We start from the raw sequence: 14895 nt of genomic DNA, 5'->3' as shown, positions 1-14895 counted from the left end.
CGACCCGAACTCAGTACCCCGCGCCCCGCGCCCCCAGCGCCGGACGCCGCCGAGCCGCCGGCCGCCGCCCGGCGTCAGGCCGCCTCCCGGCCGGAGGCTGGGGACTGCGGCGGGCCCCGGGTGTCGCGGCCCCGTACCATGGACACAGCCGTGCGTGACCGCCGGCGGGCGGACGGGCCAGACCGACAGCCGCCTCATCCCACGATCGAGAGAAGCGCCAGTCAGCATGCCCACGCGCCACGACATCCGCAACGTCGCCATCGTCGCCCACGTCGACCATGGCAAGACCACCCTGGTCGACGCCATGCTGAAGCAGGCCGGAGCCTTCGCCGCGCACGCCGCCGAGCATCTCGACGAGCGGATGATGGACACCAACGACCTGGAGCGTGAGAAGGGCATCACGATCCTGGCGAAGAACACCGCGGTCAAGTACCACCCGAAGGACGGCGGTGACGCCGTCACCATCAACATCATCGACACCCCGGGCCACGCCGACTTCGGCGGCGAGGTCGAGCGCGGCCTGTCCATGGTCGACGCGGTGGTGCTGCTGGTCGACGCGTCCGAGGGCCCGCTCCCGCAGACCCGCTTCGTGCTGCGCAAGGCGCTGTCCGCGAAGCTGCCGGTCATCCTCTGCATCAACAAGACGGACCGCCCCGACGCGCGCATCGAGGAGGTCGTCGACGAGACGTACGACCTCTTCCTCGACCTGGACGCCGACGAGGACCAGATCGAGTTCCCGATCGTCTACGCGTGCGCCCGCGACGGCGTCGCCTCCCTGACGAAGCCGGAGAACGGCACGGTCCCCGGCGACAGCAACAGCCTGGAGCCGTTCTTCTCCACGCTGCTCTCGCACGTCCCCGCGCCCGAGTACGACGCGGACGCGCCGCTCCAGGCCCACGTCACCAACCTCGACGCGGACAACTTCCTCGGCCGCATCGCGCTGCTGCGCGTCGAGCAGGGCGAGCTGAAGAAGGGCCAGACCGTCGCGTGGATCAAGCGCGACGGCAGCGTGTCCAGCGTCCGCATCACCGAACTGCTGATGACCGAGGCGCTGACCCGCAAGCCGGCCGAGAAGGCGGGCCCCGGCGACATCTGCGCGGTCGCGGGCATCCCCGAGATCATGATCGGCGAGACGCTCGCCGACCCCGAGAACCCCATCCCGCTGCCGCTGATCACGGTCGACGAGCCCGCCATCTCGATGACGATCGGCACCAACACCTCACCGCTGGTGGGCAAGGGCGGCAAGGGCCACAAGGTCACCGCCCGGCTCGTCAAGGACCGCCTCGAGCGCGAGCTCGTCGGCAACGTGTCGCTGCGCGTCCTGCCCACCGAGCGCCCGGACACCTGGGAGGTCCAGGGCCGCGGCGAGCTGGCGCTCGCCATCCTGGTCGAGACGATGCGCCGTGAGGGCTTCGAGCTGACCGTCGGCAAGCCCGAGGTGGTCACCAGGGAGATCGACGGAAAGGTCCACGAGCCCGTCGAGCGCATGACGATCGACTCGCCCGAGGAGCACCTCGGCGCCATCACGCAGCTGATGGCCGCACGCAAGGGCCGCATGGAGACCATGACGAACCACGGCTCCGGCTGGGTGCGCATGGAGTGGCTGGTGCCCGCGCGCGGACTCATCGGCTTCCGCACGGAGTTCCTGACACAGACGCGCGGCACGGGCATCGCGCACTCCATCTTCGAGGGCCACGAGCCCTGGTTCGGCGAGCTGCGCACCCGCAACAACGGCTCCCTGGTCGCGGACCGCGCCGGCGTCGTGACGGCCTTCGCGATGACGAACCTCCAGGAGCGCGGCGTGCTGTTCGTGTCGCCGACGACCGAGGTCTACGAGGGCATGATCGTCGGCGAGAACTCGCGCTCCGACGACATGGACGTCAACATCACCAAGGAGAAGAAGCTCACCAACATGCGCTCCTCCACGGCCGACGTGACGGAGTCCCTGGTGCCGCCGCGGCTGCTGTCGCTGGAGCAGTCCCTGGAGTTCTGCCGCGACGACGAGTGCATCGAGGTGACCCCGGAGACCGTCCGGATCCGCAAGGTCGTGCTCGACCAGAAGATGCGCGGCCGCGCCGCCGCGCGCGCCAAGCACTCCTGACGCGACGCCTGACCGGCCCGTCCCTCGCCGCGCACGCGGCGGGGGCGGGCCGTTTTCTATATCTTGATCAAGCCGTTCAGCAACTCATTTTTGTGTGACGTGCGTCCGCATACCGGACGTCGCGCTCCGGAACATATGGTAACGGTCCGTTTCGCGGGTGTCTGTCTGGCCTGGCTTTGTCCGGATTTCGGGCGGACGGCACAGGCTGATGTTGTCAAAACGAGACCCTTTAAGTGTGGTTTACGGCCCGGACGTACTTAATAGTTGGCTCCATTGAGCTCGGGTCAATGGGTCATGCGCTGTGGGGGGCGACGACTCACGAGCACACTGAGGGCAAGCGTCTCGCGCGTCGGCACCGCTGGGTCAGCGCGCGTAGAAACCGCCCTTCTCGCAAGTGACAAGTGGACTCATGAGGAGGACCCCATGCGCGGTGCCATAAGCACCACACGGGTCGTGCGCGCGATGGTGATCCCCACGGGGGAAGGGCGATCGTGACAAGTCCAGTGCAGACCGAGGACACCTCGGTCCCCGGCGGAAACGGCCCGGACGCCCTCACCAAGGACGGGGCACAGGAGACGAAGACCCAGGAGGGTCTGTCTCCCGGCCAGCTGATGTGGCGGCGTTTCAGGCGTGACCGCACCGGGATCATATCGGCGTGCGTCGTGATCTTCTTCTTCGCGATCGCGCTGCTCGCCCCCTTGATCAGCAAGGTGTACGGCAAGGACCCGTACACGCTGTACGGGCAGAACAGCCTCGATCTGCTCAACGAGTTCAACATGCCCGCCGGCTCGTTCGGCGGCGCGTCCGGCAGCTACTGGTTCGGCATCGAGCCCAACCTCGGGCGTGACGTCTTCACGCAGCTGCTGTACGGCATGCGCACGTCGATCTTCACCGCACTCGGCGCCACGGTGCTCATCGTGGTCGTCGGCGTCCTGATCGGCCTGGTCGGCGGCTACTTCGGCGGAACAATCGACTACTGGCTCGGCCGGTTCACCGACCTCATGCTCGGTTTCCCCTCCCAGCTGTTCATGATCGCGTCGATGCCGGTCATCACCGCCGCCTTCGTCGCCCCGGACGAGAACACTCCGACCTGGCTGCGCGCCGGTGCGATCATCGCCGTCGTCGGCGGCCTCGGCTGGATGGGTATCGCCCGTCTGATGAGGGCGGCGACCCTCACCATGCGCGAACGCGAGTTCGTGGAGGCGGCGAAGATCTCCGGTGCCTCACCGTGGCGGATCATCCGCAAGGAGCTGCTGCCGAACCTCTGGTCGCCGATCCTGGTCCAGGCGACGCTGCAGCTGCCGAACACCGTGCTGAACGTGGCGTTCCTGTCGTTCGTCGGCGTCGGCTTCGTCGAGCCGACCCCGGACTGGGGTCGCATGTTCGCCAACGGTGCGGACTACATCCAGCTCGACCCGTGGTACATGCTCTACCCCGGTGTCGCGATGGTCATCTTCGTGGTGGCCTTCAACCTCCTCGGCGACTCGGTCCGAGACGCTTTCGACCCGAAGTCCGGGCGCTGACACATCCGTCGGCTCCCCGCTGAGGGGACCTGCCGCTCCAGGTACGCGGATTCAGGCCGCGCACAGGCAGTACCGCCCGATCACTACTGAAGATAGGTACTCACCACCATGAGGATCTTTGGCTCGCGCAGAACGCAGGCCGCGGTCATAGCCGTCGCCGCCGGCTCGCTGGCGCTCACCGCGTGTGGGGGCGGCAGCGGGAACAGCAGCAAGGGTCAGCCCAAGACGAAGACCCAGCAGGACGCCAAGAAGATGAGCGAGCCGGTCAAGTTCGGCGACGCGGCGGCCTCCACGGGCCCGGCCCCCGCCGTGCCCGGCGCGCACAGCGGCGGCACCATGCAGGTCTACCAGAAGAGCGACTTCTCGCACCTGGACCCGGGCCAGACCTACGTCAGCGACGGCAAGGTCCTCGACGACCTGCTCCAGCGCGGCCTCACGCAGTACGCGCAGGACGCCAACGGCAACCTGACCGTCGTCGGCGACCTGGCCACCGACTCGGGCAAGGAGTCCGACGGCGGCAAGACCTGGACGTACACGCTCAAGGACGGCATCAAGGACCAGAACGGCAACGCGATCACGTCCGCCGTCATCCGCCACTCCATCGAGCGCCTGTACGCGTCCTTCGAGACGGACGGCCCGACGTACGTCCAGCAGTGGCTCTCCGGCGCCGGCTCCAGCTACCGCAAGGCGCTGCCGAAGGGCGGCTACGACGGCAAGCACCTGCCCGACTCGGTGCTCGCCACGCCCGACGCCAAGACCGTCGTGTTCCACTTCAAGACGCCCGAGCCGGACCTGCCGCAGGCGCTCACCATGCCCGGCTACTCCGCCGTGCCGATCAAGGGCGACACGAAGCAGAAGTACGACCAGATGCCGCTGTCGACCGGTCCCTACAAGATCGCCGACTTCAAGCCCGGCAAGTCGATGACGCTGGTCAAGAACCCGCAGTGGGACCCGAAGACCGACTCGGTCCGCCACCAGTACGTGGACGGGTTCGACATCAACCTCAACGTGCAGAACGAGGACCAGACCAAGGCGATCCTCGCCGACCGCGGGAACGACAAGAACGCCATGATGTGGACCGGCGCGGTCGCCACCACCGAGGTTCCGACGGTCACCGCCAACAAGGCCGCCATGAAGCGCACGATCCAGGGCTACCAGCCCTACGTGTGGCAGATGAACTTCAACATGAACCGCATCAAGGACAAGCGGATCCGCGACGCCATCGCGTACGCGATGCCGAGCGCCCAGATGTACAAGCTCGACGGCGGCGCCTTCGGCGGTGAGGTCGCGACCGGCCTGCTGGCCCCGACCCTGCCCGGCTTCGACCCGAACTTCGACCCCTTCGGCAAGAAGAAGATGCCGAACGGCAACATCCCGAAGGCCAAGAAGCTCATCAAGGAGGCGGGCGCCGAGGGCAAGAAGGTCGTCTACGCGTACGCCAACACGCAGATCCGCCAGCAGCAGTCGGTGGTCATCACCAACATGCTGAAGAAGATCGGCCTCGACCCGGTGACGAAGGAAGTCGACAACGCCACCTGGTACGAGCAGATGGGCAAGATCAAGAACGGCATGGACCTGTACATGACCGGCTGGGGCCAGGACTGGCCGTCGGCCTCCACGGTCATCCCGCCGTCGTACGACGGGACCAACCTGCAGGACGGGTCCTCGGACTACTCGCACATCAACGACCCGAAGGTGAACGCCGACATCGCGAAGGCGGAGAAGATCACCGACCCGGCCAAGGCCAAGGCCGCCTGGACCGCCATCCACGAGGACATCGTCAAGCGGATCAACCCCGCCGCCCCGGTGTACTTCACGAAGACGTTCCAGATCTTCGGCTCCAACGTCGGCGGACTGCGCTACTCGAACGACCTGAACGAGGTCGACGTGAAGCAGGTCTTCCTCAAGAAGTAACCCTTCTTGCAGGAAGCACCAGCCCGTAAGTCCGGTCCCGATGGTGCGCACCCGGCGGAGTGCGCACCATCGGGGTGCCGGATGCCATCCGACCCTTCACCGCAGCCGCCGTCCTGAGAGCAGCGACCAGCCATGCTTCAATTCCTCATTCGCCGGACGTTCGGCGCCTTCCTGATCCTCGTATTGATCAGTGCGATCACGTACTTCATGTTCTTCGCCATCCCGCAGGACCCCGCCCTGCTGGCCTGCGGCAAGAACTGCACGCCTGACGCGCTGGCGGTCGTCCACAAGAACCTGGGTCTCGACCAGCCCGTGCCCGTCCAGTACTGGCACTACGTCGTCGGCATCGTGATGGGCCGCGACATCCAGGGAGGCCACTGCGCGGCGCCCTGCCTCGGTGTCTCCTTCGCCAACGGCCGCAACGTCTGGTCCACCATTCTGGACCGCTTCCCGCTGACGCTCTCCCTGATGGTCGGCGGCGCCATCGTCTTCCTGATCGTCGGCCTCGGCGCCGGCATGCTCGCGGCCTACAAGAAGGGCAGCCTGACCGACAAGATCTTCAGTGGCGGCTCGCTGGTGCTCAGCTCGCTGCAGATCTACTTCCTCGGTCCGCTCGTGGTACTGGCGCTCGTCATCTCCACCGGCTGGCTGGAGATGCCGTCGTACACGCCGATCAGCGAGAACCCCGTTGCGTGGTTCAGCGGCCTGGTCATCCCCTGGGCCGTCATGGCCACGATCTTCACCGCGCAGTACACCCGTATGTCGCGCTCCTCGATGATCGAGCAGCTCCAGGAGGAGCACGTCAGAGCGGCTCGCGCCAAGGGCATGTCCGCCCCGTACGTCTTCTTCCGGTACGCGTGGCGCGGCTCGCTGATCCCGATCGTCACCATCCTCGGCATCGACATCGGCGCCCTCCTCGGCGGCGGCATCGTCACCGAGATCACCTTCAACCTCGCGGGTATCGGCAGGCTCGCCCGCGACTCGGTGATCCAGAAGGACCTGCCCATGACCCTGGGTGTGATGCTGTTCAGCTCCGCCTTCATCCTGCTGTGCAACATCGTCGTGGACGCGTGCTACGCCTTCATCGACCCGCGCGTACGGCTGTCCTAGGAGTATCGACAGTGACCACACTCACCAAGCCCGAGGACGCCCCGGCGCCGACCGCCTCCGAGTCCTTCCTCTCGGTCCGCGACCTCAACGTGCGCTTCTCCACCGAGGGGGGCATCGTCAAGGCCGTCAACGGGCTCTCCTTCGACCTGGAGCGCGGCAAGACGCTCGGCATCGTGGGCGAGTCCGGCTCAGGCAAGTCGGTGACCAACCTCTCCATCCTCGGCCTGCACGCGCCCGAGACCACCACGGTCGAGGGCGAGATCTGGGTCGACGGCCAGGACGTCACCGACCTGTCGCGCAAGCAGCTCGAAGGGCTGCGCGGCAACAAGATCTCGATGATCTTCCAGGACGCGCTGACCGCGCTCTCGCCGTACTACACGGTGGGCCGGCAGATCGGCGAGCCCTTCCGCAAGCACACCGGCGCCTCGAAGAGCGAGGCCCGCGCGCGGGCGATCGAGATGCTCGGCAAGGTCGGCATCCCCGACCCCAAGAACCGGGTCGACGACTACCCGCACCAGTTCTCCGGCGGCATGCGCCAGCGCGCGATGATCGCCATGGCGCTGGTGTGCAACCCGTCGCTGCTGATCGCGGACGAGCCCACCACGGCGCTCGACGTGACCGTCCAGGCGCAGATCCTCGACCTGCTCAAGGACCTCCAGCAGGAGTTCGGCTCCGCGATCATCCTGATCACGCACGACCTCGGCGTCGTCGCCAACACGGCCGACGACATCCTGGTGATGTACGCGGGGCGCGCCGTGGAGCGCGGCACCACGCGCGAGGTCCTCAAGTCGCCGCAGCACCCGTACACGTGGGGCCTTCTCTCCTCCATGCCGGGGCTCTCGGGCGACGTGGACGAACCGCTGCGGCCGATCCCGGGCACCCCGCCCAGCCTGCTCAACCCGCCGTCCGGCTGCCCGTTCCACCCCCGGTGCGAGTTCGTCGACCTGGTCGGGGGCAGCGCGTGCTCGACCGAGCGGCCGGCGCTGCCCGCGGGGCGGGGTTCCGCCTGCCACCTGACGGCGGAGCAGAAACGGCAAGTTTTCATCGAGAAGATTCAGCCCCGGCTGGGCTGACGTACCGGCGACTGGGGCTATCACCATGAGCGAGAACAAGACGACCAAGGCTGTCGGCGACAGCGCCACGGCGGTGAAGGACCGCCCGCTGCTCGAAGTCGAGGGACTGACCAAGCACTTCCCGATCTACGGGGGGTTCCCCTTCAAGCGGCAGGTCGGCGCGGTCCAGGCCGTCGAGGGCGTGACGCTTGACGTCTTCCCCGGCGAGAGCCTCGGCCTCGTCGGCGAGTCCGGCTGCGGCAAGTCGACCACGGGCCGGATGCTCACCCGGCTCCTCGAGCCGACCGGCGGAACGATCAAGTACGAGGGTCGCGACATCACGCACGCGAACCGCAGGGAACTGGCGCCGATCAGGTCCGAGATCCAGATGATCTTCCAGGACCCGTACGCCTCCCTCAACCCCCGTCAGACCGTCGGCAAGATCATCTCCGGTCCGATGGAGATCAACGACATCAACCCGCCCGGCGGCCGCGAGGCCCGGGTGCGGGAGCTGCTGGAGACGGTCGGCCTCAACCCCGAGCACTACAACCGCTTCCCGCACGAGTTCTCCGGCGGCCAGCGGCAGCGCATCGGGGTGGCGAGGGCGCTCGCGCTCGAACCGAAGCTGATCATCGCGGACGAGCCCGTCTCGGCCCTGGACGTCTCCATCCAGGCCCAGGTGGTCAACCTGCTCCAGGAGCTCCAGCGGGAGCGCGGCATCGCGTTCGTCTTCATCGCCCACGACCTGTCGATCGTGCGGCACTTCTCGCAGCGCGTCGCGGTGATGTACCTGGGCAAGCTGGTCGAGATCGCCGACCGCGACACGCTCTACAGCGGGCCCCGCCACCCGTACACGCACGCGCTGCTGTCCGCGGTGCCGGAGACCGACATCGACGTGCAGAAGCGCGAGCGCATCCGCCTGGTCGGCGACGTGCCCTCGCCGATCATGCCGCCGTCCGGCTGCCGGTTCCGCACGCGCTGCTGGAAGGCGCAGGACAAGTGCGCCACGGAGGAGCCGCCGCTGGTGCAGCTCAGCGGCAACAAGGCCGGGCACCTGACGGCCTGCCACTTCCCCGAGGACCCGACCATCGATGTCGGCGCCCGCAAGGAGGACGTGGTGATGGACCCGGCGCTGCGGTCGCTGGAGAAGGACGCCAAGAAGTCCTGACACCCAGCGCCCACGCGCACACGGCCCCGCCCCCCCCGTCCCGGAGGGCGGGGCCGCCCCGTTTCCCGGCGCCCGCACCGCCCGGCTGGCGCCCGGTGGGGGCGAGCCGTCCGCTCGACGTGCGGGCCGCTGGGGCGTACACGTTCGTGCGGCGCGTGTGGCTCGGGCCGCCGTGGCCGGCCGCAGGGTGGACGTCCAGGGGGAGCGGCCCCGACACCCGGCGTGGCGCCGGGCTCCCAGCCGGTGGCCACCGGGCGTGTGCCCCGTGCCCGGCCCGCGTGGCCCCGGCCGCATGTCGGTCGGGGCCGCCGGCCTTGTGCCCGTCGCGGGAGCGGGGGCGACGCCTGCGACGCGGCGCGGCGCCGGGGGCCCCCGCTGGTGGCCGCCGGGGTGTGCCCAGGTGCCCTGGCCCTGGCTGCCCCACCGGCACGGCGTGCCGCGGGCCGGTCCCACGCCTGCGTGGCGCGGGGTGCCCGGCTCCCCCCCCGGGGGGAGCCGGGGCGACGTCCGCCGTGCGGCGCGGCGTCGACGTCGCTTCTGGCGGGTGACTCATGGCTGCCGGGGTGGCGTCAGAGCCAGCCCTTCTCTCTCGCCGTGCGGACCGCTTCCGCCCTGTTGCGTACCGCCAGTTTCTGGATCGCCGTCGACAGGTAGTTGCGCACCGTGCCCTGCGACAGGTGCAGCGTCCGTGCCAGTTCCGCGTTCGTGGAGCCGTCCGACGCGGCGGCCAGGACCTCGCGTTCACGGCTCGTCAGCGGGTTCGCGCCCTCCGCCAGGGCCGCGGCCGCCAGTACCGGGTCGATGACGTGCTCGCCGCGCAGCACCCGGCGCACCGCGTCGGCGAGGCCGGCCGCCGGGGCGTCCTTCACCAGGAACGCCGCCGCGCCCGCCTCCATCGCGCGGCGCAGGTACCCGGGCCTGCCGAACGTCGTCAGCACCACCACCCGCACCGACGGCAGCGCGGCCGCCAGTTCGGCCGCCGCGTCGATGCCCGTCATTCCGGGCATCTCGATGTCCAGCAGGGCCACGTCGACCGCGTGCTCACGGGCGGCCGCCACCACCTCGTCGCCCCTGGCGACCTGCGCCACGACCGTCATGTCGCCTTCGAGGCCGAGCAGCGCCGCGAGCGCCTCACGGACCATGGACTGGTCCTCCGCCAGGAGGATACGGATCTGCGCGCTCATGCACCGGATCCTGTCAGACCCGCCCCCCGCGACGGATCCGGCGGATCCTGCGGGGCGGCCGGGTCCAACGGCGCGCGCATCGTCAGCGTCACCCCGGAGCGCGAGGAGCGCACGTCCAGCGTGCCGCCGACCTTGTCGAGCCGCTCGCCGAGCCCCGTCAGGCCGTTGCCGGCCGGCGCCGAGCCGAGGCCGTGGCCGTCGTCCTCGACCGTGAGCTGCAGGTGGAGGCCGTCCAGCGTCTGGCGCGGCGCGAGCCGGATCTCGCAGTTCCCGGCGCCGCTGTGCCGCACGATGTTGGTCACCGCCTCCCGCAGCGACCACGCCAGCGCGGCCTCCGACTCCGTGCCGAGCACGCCCGGCAGTTCGGCGGGCGCCTCCACCGGCATCCGCGTCTCGACGCCCGCCACCGCGAGCGTCGTGCGCGCGCCCGCGAGCTCGCCGGACAGGGTGAGCCTGCGGTAGCCGCTGACCGCCTCCCGCACGTCCGTCAGCGCCTGGCGGCTGACCCGCTCGATGTCCGCGACCTGCTCGCCCGCCCGGTCGGGGTGGTCGGGCAGCATCCGTCCGGCCAGCTCGCTCTTGAGCGTGATGAGCGACAGGGAGTGCCCCAGCAGGTCGTGCAGGTCGCGGGCCATGCGCAGCCGCTCCTCGTTGGCGGCCAGCGCCGCGACCGTGACCCGCGCCTCGCGCAGCTCGACTGTCGTGCGGACGAGCTGCCGCACGCCCGACATCGCGAACCCGCCCAGCAGCGCGGGCGTGACCAGCCAGGGCGTGAACCCGCCGTCGTAGCCGTGCGACAGGGACACGAGCAGCAGCACCGCCACGGTGGCCGGGATCGCCACCGCCGCCTGCCGCAGCGGTAGCACCGCCCCTGCGGACACCGATACGTACACGAACAGGACCAGCCACGGCGAGCCCATGGTCAGCGACAGGCAGACCGCGAGGGCGAGCACCCCCGCCAGCAGGCAGTCGAGAGTGTGGGAGCCGAGAGCCCTGCTCGTGTACCGGAAGACCAGCAGCAGGTAGACGGCTACGAAAGCGGCGAGGCCCAGCGCGCCCAGCACTGTGGCCCACGGGCCGTGCCCGCCCCCGGAGAGGTCGCCCAGCGGCGGGGCGAGGTAGGCGAGCCAGATGCCGATCCACATCAGCTTCACCATCGCCTGCCGGCGGTTCTCCGGTGGCCTGCCGATAGGCACTTCGGGACCGCCGCCAGGCCGCTCGCCCCCCGCTGTCCTCGCCATCACGCCTTCCTGGTGTCCTTCCGGTAGAGCCACGCGGCGCCCGCCGCGAAGACGAGGAAGTAGCCGACGATGATGGCCACGTCCCTGCCGTGCGGCGCGCCGCCCAGCTCGATCGCCTGGCCGAGGCCCGCGTAGGCGTGGGTGGGCAGCCAGGTGGTGATGTCCTGGAGCCACTGCGGGTACGAGGTGGTCGGCAGCCACAGCCCGCCGAGGATCGACAGGCCGAAGTAGATGATCATCGTGATGGGGCGCACGGCGTCACCGTTCGCCAGGTACCCGATCGCCACGCCCAGCGCCGCGAAGCACAGGCTGCCCGCCCAGATCACGCCCGTGAGCGCGAGCCACTGCCACGCTGCCAGATGGACGTGCTTGATCGCCACGGCCACCAGGAACACGACGATGATGGACGGCAGGGACACCACCGCCGCACTGGCGATCTTCGCGAGCACGTAGCCGCGCCCCGGCAGCGCCGTCAGCCGCAGTTGCCGTACCCAGCCCTTCTCCCGCTCCTTCGCGATGCGCTCGCTGTTGCCCATCAGCACCGCGGTCAGCGCGCCGAAGGACGCCATGGCCACCATGTAGAACGCGCCCATGGTGAGCCCGCCGGTACCGCTGACCACGGAGTCGCCCTGCGGGCCCGCGATCACGAGGAAGAGGCCCGCGGGATAGACCACCGAGAAGAACATGAACTTCTTGTTCCGCAGGGTGCGGGTGATCTCCAGCTTGATGAGGGTGTTCACGACGTCCTGGCCTCCTCGGCCTCGGTGATGGCCACGAAGGCCTGTTCGAGGCCGAGCCCCGAGACCTCCAGGTTGCGGGGGTAGCAGCCGAGACCGTACAGGGCGTGCACGGTGGCGTCGGCGTCGTGCGACTGGATGCGCACCGTCGTGCCGGAGAGCGACAGGGAGGCCAGGAAGGGCAGGCCGCGCAGCGCCGCCTCGTCGATCTCGCACTCCAGGTCGAACGCGATGCGCCGGGCACCCGCCTTCGCCTTGATCTCGGCCGCCGTGCCGTCCGCGAGCAGCCGCCCCTTGTGCAGCACGAGCACCCGGTCGGCGATCGCGTCGGCCTCCTCCAGGTAGTGCGTCGCGAACAGGACCGCACGGCCCTGGCCCGCCTGCTCCCGCATCGTCGACCAGAACGCCTGGCGCGCCGTCACGTCCATGCCCGTCGTGGGCTCGTCCAGCACGATCAGGTCTGCCGCGCCCGCCGTCGCGAGCGCGAACCGCACGCGCTGCTCCTGGCCGCCGGAGAGCTTGTCGACCATGCGGTCCGCGATCTGCGCGATGCCGGCCCGGTCCATCACCTCGTCCACCGGGTACGGCTTCGGGTGCAGGTCGCAGGCGAGCCCCACGATCTCGCGGACCCGCACGCCCTCCATCAGGCCGCCCGACTGAAGCATCGCGCCGACATGGCCTGCGGCGATGGCGGCCTGCGGGCTCTTCCCGAACACGCTGATGCGGCCGGAGTCGGGCGTGCGCAGCCCGAGCAGCAGGTCGAGCGTGGAGGACTTGCCGGCGCCGTTGGGGCCGAGCAGGGCCACGGTCTCGCCGGGGTGCAGGTCGAGGGTGAGGCCGTCCACGGCGCGCACCCGGCCGTACGCCTTCGACACGTCGGCGAAGGACGCCACCGCGGTCGCGGGGGGAGCTGTCGTCTTCATGGGCTCCATCCTGCCGACGGGGTGGCGCGCGGGGGCAGTGCCGAATGTGGGAAACCCGGCATGACGGATGTCATGCCGGGTTCGTGACACGTGCGCTGCGAGGCGGCCCCCGGCCGGACGCGTCAGCCGGGGGCAGGACGCGTCAGCCGGTCAGCCCCTTCGTCGGGGACCCGATCTCGCGGGTGCGCTCGGCGGACGTCTTGCCGCGCAGCGCCACCCGCAGCTGGTCGGCGATGTCCTGCGGGGTGACCGCCGTCGAGGAGCCGTCGGCGCGCTTGACCTTGACGCCGTCGAACGCGGAGCCGTACGCGTTCTTCAGGGCCTTGAGGTCGTAGCTGTCCACCAGCTTCCCGTCGACCGCCTTCATCGAGAGGATCTTGGGCAGCGAGATCTGGCCGAACTGGATCGAGGCACCGCTCGGCGCCTTGATGGTGACCAGGTCGGACATCGCCGGCTTCGCGAAGTCCTTCATCGCCTGCTGGATGTCGGCCTGGCTGATCGTCGGCTGCTGCTCCACCGTGGGCAGTGTCACCGAGACCGAGCTGCCCGTCTCGACCTGGTTGCGGTACGCGTCCCGCACGGACTGCTTGGCGCGTGCCACGTCGAGGCCCGTGCCCGCCTTGCCGGGCACGGCGACGGGCTTGCCGGTGTCGAACGTGATGGTGCCCTCGCGCTCGGAGCCGAGGGAGCCCGCGATCCCGTTCAGGGCGGCCGTGAGCTTCTCCTCGTCCACCGGCATCACCGGGTCGATGGGCCGCTGCCTGCCGAACAGCGAGCCCACCACGTCGACCGGGTTGTAGTCGGGTCCCGCCGCGGCCTGGACGGTGGCCTGGTCGTCCAGCGTCAGGCCCGCGTTCTCCGGCGACAGCGTGCTGCTCTTACCGTCGACGGTCAGCTTCAGCGGCAGGGTCGCGCGCTTGCCGAGGCGCTTCTCCAGCGTGTCCACGGCCTGGTCCTTCGTGGAGCCGCCGATGTCGACGCCGAGCACGGTGGTGCCCTTCGGCACGTCGGTGTGGCTCATGACGAGGCCCGCGCCGTACAGGCCGCCCGCGATCACGAGCAGTGCCACCACGCCGAGTACCGGCTTCGAGCGGCCCTTCTTCTTGGCCGCCGGCTTCGCGGGAGCCGCAGGCGCGGCCGCCGCTGCGGGCCGTGCGGCAGCCGCGGGGCCGCCAGGGCCCGCACTACCGGGGCCGGGGCCCTGGCCGGGCGCGGGGCGGTCGTCGAGACGGGGCGTCAGGTCGGGGCGGGGGCGTGCGCCTTGGCCGCCCTGCGTGCCCGAGCCGGGGAACGGCGCAGTGCGCTGATCGGACGGCGTGATGGGGGCGCCGCTGCTGAGCGTGGACCCCGACACGTGGCCTGCGGCCGGAGTGCCGGGCTCGGGCGCGAGCTGCTGGGGCGTCAGGATGGCCGTGTCGTCCGAGAGGCGGGGAGGCGTGCCGGCCGCACCGGGGCGCTGCCCGCCGAACTCCGGGACCTCGGGCGTGCCGTGGGCGGGCGTTCCGTGCGCGGGCGTGCCGTGCGCGGGCGTGCCGCCGAACTCCGGGACCTCGGGCGTGCCGAACGGCGGGGTGTGGCCGGGGCCCGCCGGCATGGAGCCGAGCGTGGAACCGCCGGTCGCGGGGCCCGCGGTGGGGCCGTTCGGCCGGTCGTCCGGGCCGGGGCCCGCGGTGCCCGGGACGCCGAAGGGCGGGGTGCCGGGGCCGCCCGTGTGCGGGGCGCCGTCCTGGTACGCGTCGGACCGGTAGGCGTCCGCGCGGTAGGCGTCGGCCTGGTAATCGGACTGGTAGGCGTCCGGCTGGGACGGGTCGGCCTGGTTCGCGCCGCCCTGGTTCGCGCCGTCCTGGTACGGGTCCTGGTGGCCGGGGTCGCCGAACGGGGACGCGTCCTGGCCGCTGCCCGTCTCGCCCGCGCCCGGCGCGGTCTCGAGATCCGTAGAGCT

Annotated in this window: 11 protein-coding genes; 6 read left to right on the top strand and 5 right to left on the bottom strand. The window is 70.2% G+C overall.

Going from position 1 to position 14895, the window contains the following annotated elements; translation table 11 throughout:
- Window positions 1–226 precede the first annotated feature (226 nt).
- The 6 genes from typA (at window position 227) to JFN87_RS12895 (ending at window position 8868) form a co-directional block, all read left to right on the top strand.
- Window positions 227–2101: a translational GTPase TypA gene (gene typA, locus JFN87_RS12920; RefSeq protein WP_209340160.1), complete on the top strand. Its 1875-nt coding sequence runs from the start codon at window positions 227–229 to the stop codon at window positions 2099–2101.
- 491 nt (window positions 2102–2592) lie between these two features.
- Window positions 2593–3624 carry an ABC transporter permease gene (locus tag JFN87_RS12915; RefSeq protein WP_372449225.1) on the top strand — a complete coding sequence of 344 codons (1032 nt, stop codon included), beginning with the start codon at window positions 2593–2595 and terminating at the stop codon, window positions 3622–3624.
- 108 nt (window positions 3625–3732) lie between these two features.
- Window positions 3733–5538 carry an ABC transporter substrate-binding protein gene (locus JFN87_RS12910; protein WP_209340159.1) on the top strand — a complete coding sequence of 602 codons (1806 nt, stop codon included), beginning with the start codon at window positions 3733–3735 and terminating at the stop codon, window positions 5536–5538.
- A 132-nt stretch (window positions 5539–5670) separates the two neighbouring features.
- Window positions 5671–6648 carry an ABC transporter permease gene (locus JFN87_RS12905; protein WP_209340158.1) on the top strand — a complete coding sequence of 326 codons (978 nt, stop codon included), beginning with the start codon at window positions 5671–5673 and terminating at the stop codon, window positions 6646–6648.
- Window positions 6649–6659: 11 nt separating this feature from the next.
- On the top strand, window positions 6660–7721 hold the full coding sequence (locus JFN87_RS12900) for an ABC transporter ATP-binding protein (protein ID WP_209340157.1): 1062 nt from the start codon (window positions 6660–6662) through the stop codon (window positions 7719–7721).
- Between the two features lie 25 nt (window positions 7722–7746).
- Window positions 7747–8868, top strand: coding sequence for an ABC transporter ATP-binding protein (locus JFN87_RS12895; RefSeq protein ID WP_209340156.1), 1122 nt, complete (start codon window positions 7747–7749; stop codon window positions 8866–8868).
- Window positions 8869–9437: 569 nt separating this feature from the next.
- Here JFN87_RS12895 and JFN87_RS12890 read toward each other — a convergent pair.
- From JFN87_RS12890 to JFN87_RS12870, 5 genes are all read right to left on the bottom strand, one after another.
- Complete coding sequence (locus JFN87_RS12890) at window positions 9438–10052, bottom strand: response regulator transcription factor (protein WP_209340155.1); 615 nt, start codon at window positions 10050–10052, stop codon at window positions 9438–9440.
- Window positions 10049–11293: a sensor histidine kinase gene (locus JFN87_RS12885; protein ID WP_209340154.1), complete on the bottom strand. Its 1245-nt coding sequence runs from the start codon at window positions 11291–11293 to the stop codon at window positions 10049–10051. Before JFN87_RS12885 ends, JFN87_RS12890 begins: the two co-directional genes overlap by 4 nt.
- Window positions 11293–12033 (bottom strand): ABC transporter permease, encoded by a 741-nt coding sequence (locus tag JFN87_RS12880; protein ID WP_209340153.1) that lies wholly within the window; start codon window positions 12031–12033, stop codon window positions 11293–11295. Before JFN87_RS12880 ends, JFN87_RS12885 begins: the two co-directional genes overlap by 1 nt.
- Window positions 12030–12953, bottom strand: coding sequence for an ABC transporter ATP-binding protein (locus tag JFN87_RS12875; RefSeq protein WP_372449224.1), 924 nt, complete (start codon window positions 12951–12953; stop codon window positions 12030–12032). The genes JFN87_RS12880 and JFN87_RS12875 overlap by 4 nt, the downstream gene beginning before the upstream one ends.
- 142 nt (window positions 12954–13095) lie before the next feature.
- Window positions 13096–14895: peptidoglycan binding domain-containing protein (locus tag JFN87_RS12870; protein WP_209340151.1), on the bottom strand; the 1800-nt coding region annotated here is incomplete at its 5' end.

Origin of the sequence: Streptomyces montanisoli, assembly GCF_017813245.1 — a bacterium.
Classification (GTDB): domain Bacteria; phylum Actinomycetota; class Actinomycetes; order Streptomycetales; family Streptomycetaceae; genus Streptomyces; species Streptomyces montanisoli.
The sequence above is the reverse complement of the archived record's forward strand: the minus strand, read 5'-3'. Positions and strand labels throughout refer to the sequence as shown.

What these genes read in the sequence shown, in the direction of transcription:
- typA (WP_209340160.1), top strand. Translation starts at nt 227, where the DNA reads ATGCCCACGCGCCACGACATCCGCAACGTCGCCATCGTCGCCCACGTC.
- JFN87_RS12910 (WP_209340159.1), top strand. Translation starts at nt 3,733, where the DNA reads ATGAGGATCTTTGGCTCGCGCAGAACGCAGGCCGCGGTCATAGCCGTC.
- JFN87_RS12905 (WP_209340158.1), top strand. Translation starts at nt 5,671, where the DNA reads ATGCTTCAATTCCTCATTCGCCGGACGTTCGGCGCCTTCCTGATCCTC.
- JFN87_RS12895 (WP_209340156.1), top strand. Translation starts at nt 7,747, where the DNA reads ATGAGCGAGAACAAGACGACCAAGGCTGTCGGCGACAGCGCCACGGCG.
- JFN87_RS12890 (WP_209340155.1), bottom strand. Translation starts at nt 10,052, where the DNA reads ATGAGCGCGCAGATCCGTATCCTCCTGGCGGAGGACCAGTCCATGGTC.
- JFN87_RS12885 (WP_209340154.1), bottom strand. Translation starts at nt 11,293, where the DNA reads ATGGCGAGGACAGCGGGGGGCGAGCGGCCTGGCGGCGGTCCCGAAGTG.
- JFN87_RS12875 (WP_372449224.1), bottom strand. Translation starts at nt 12,953, where the DNA reads ATGAAGACGACAGCTCCCCCCGCGACCGCGGTGGCGTCCTTCGCCGAC.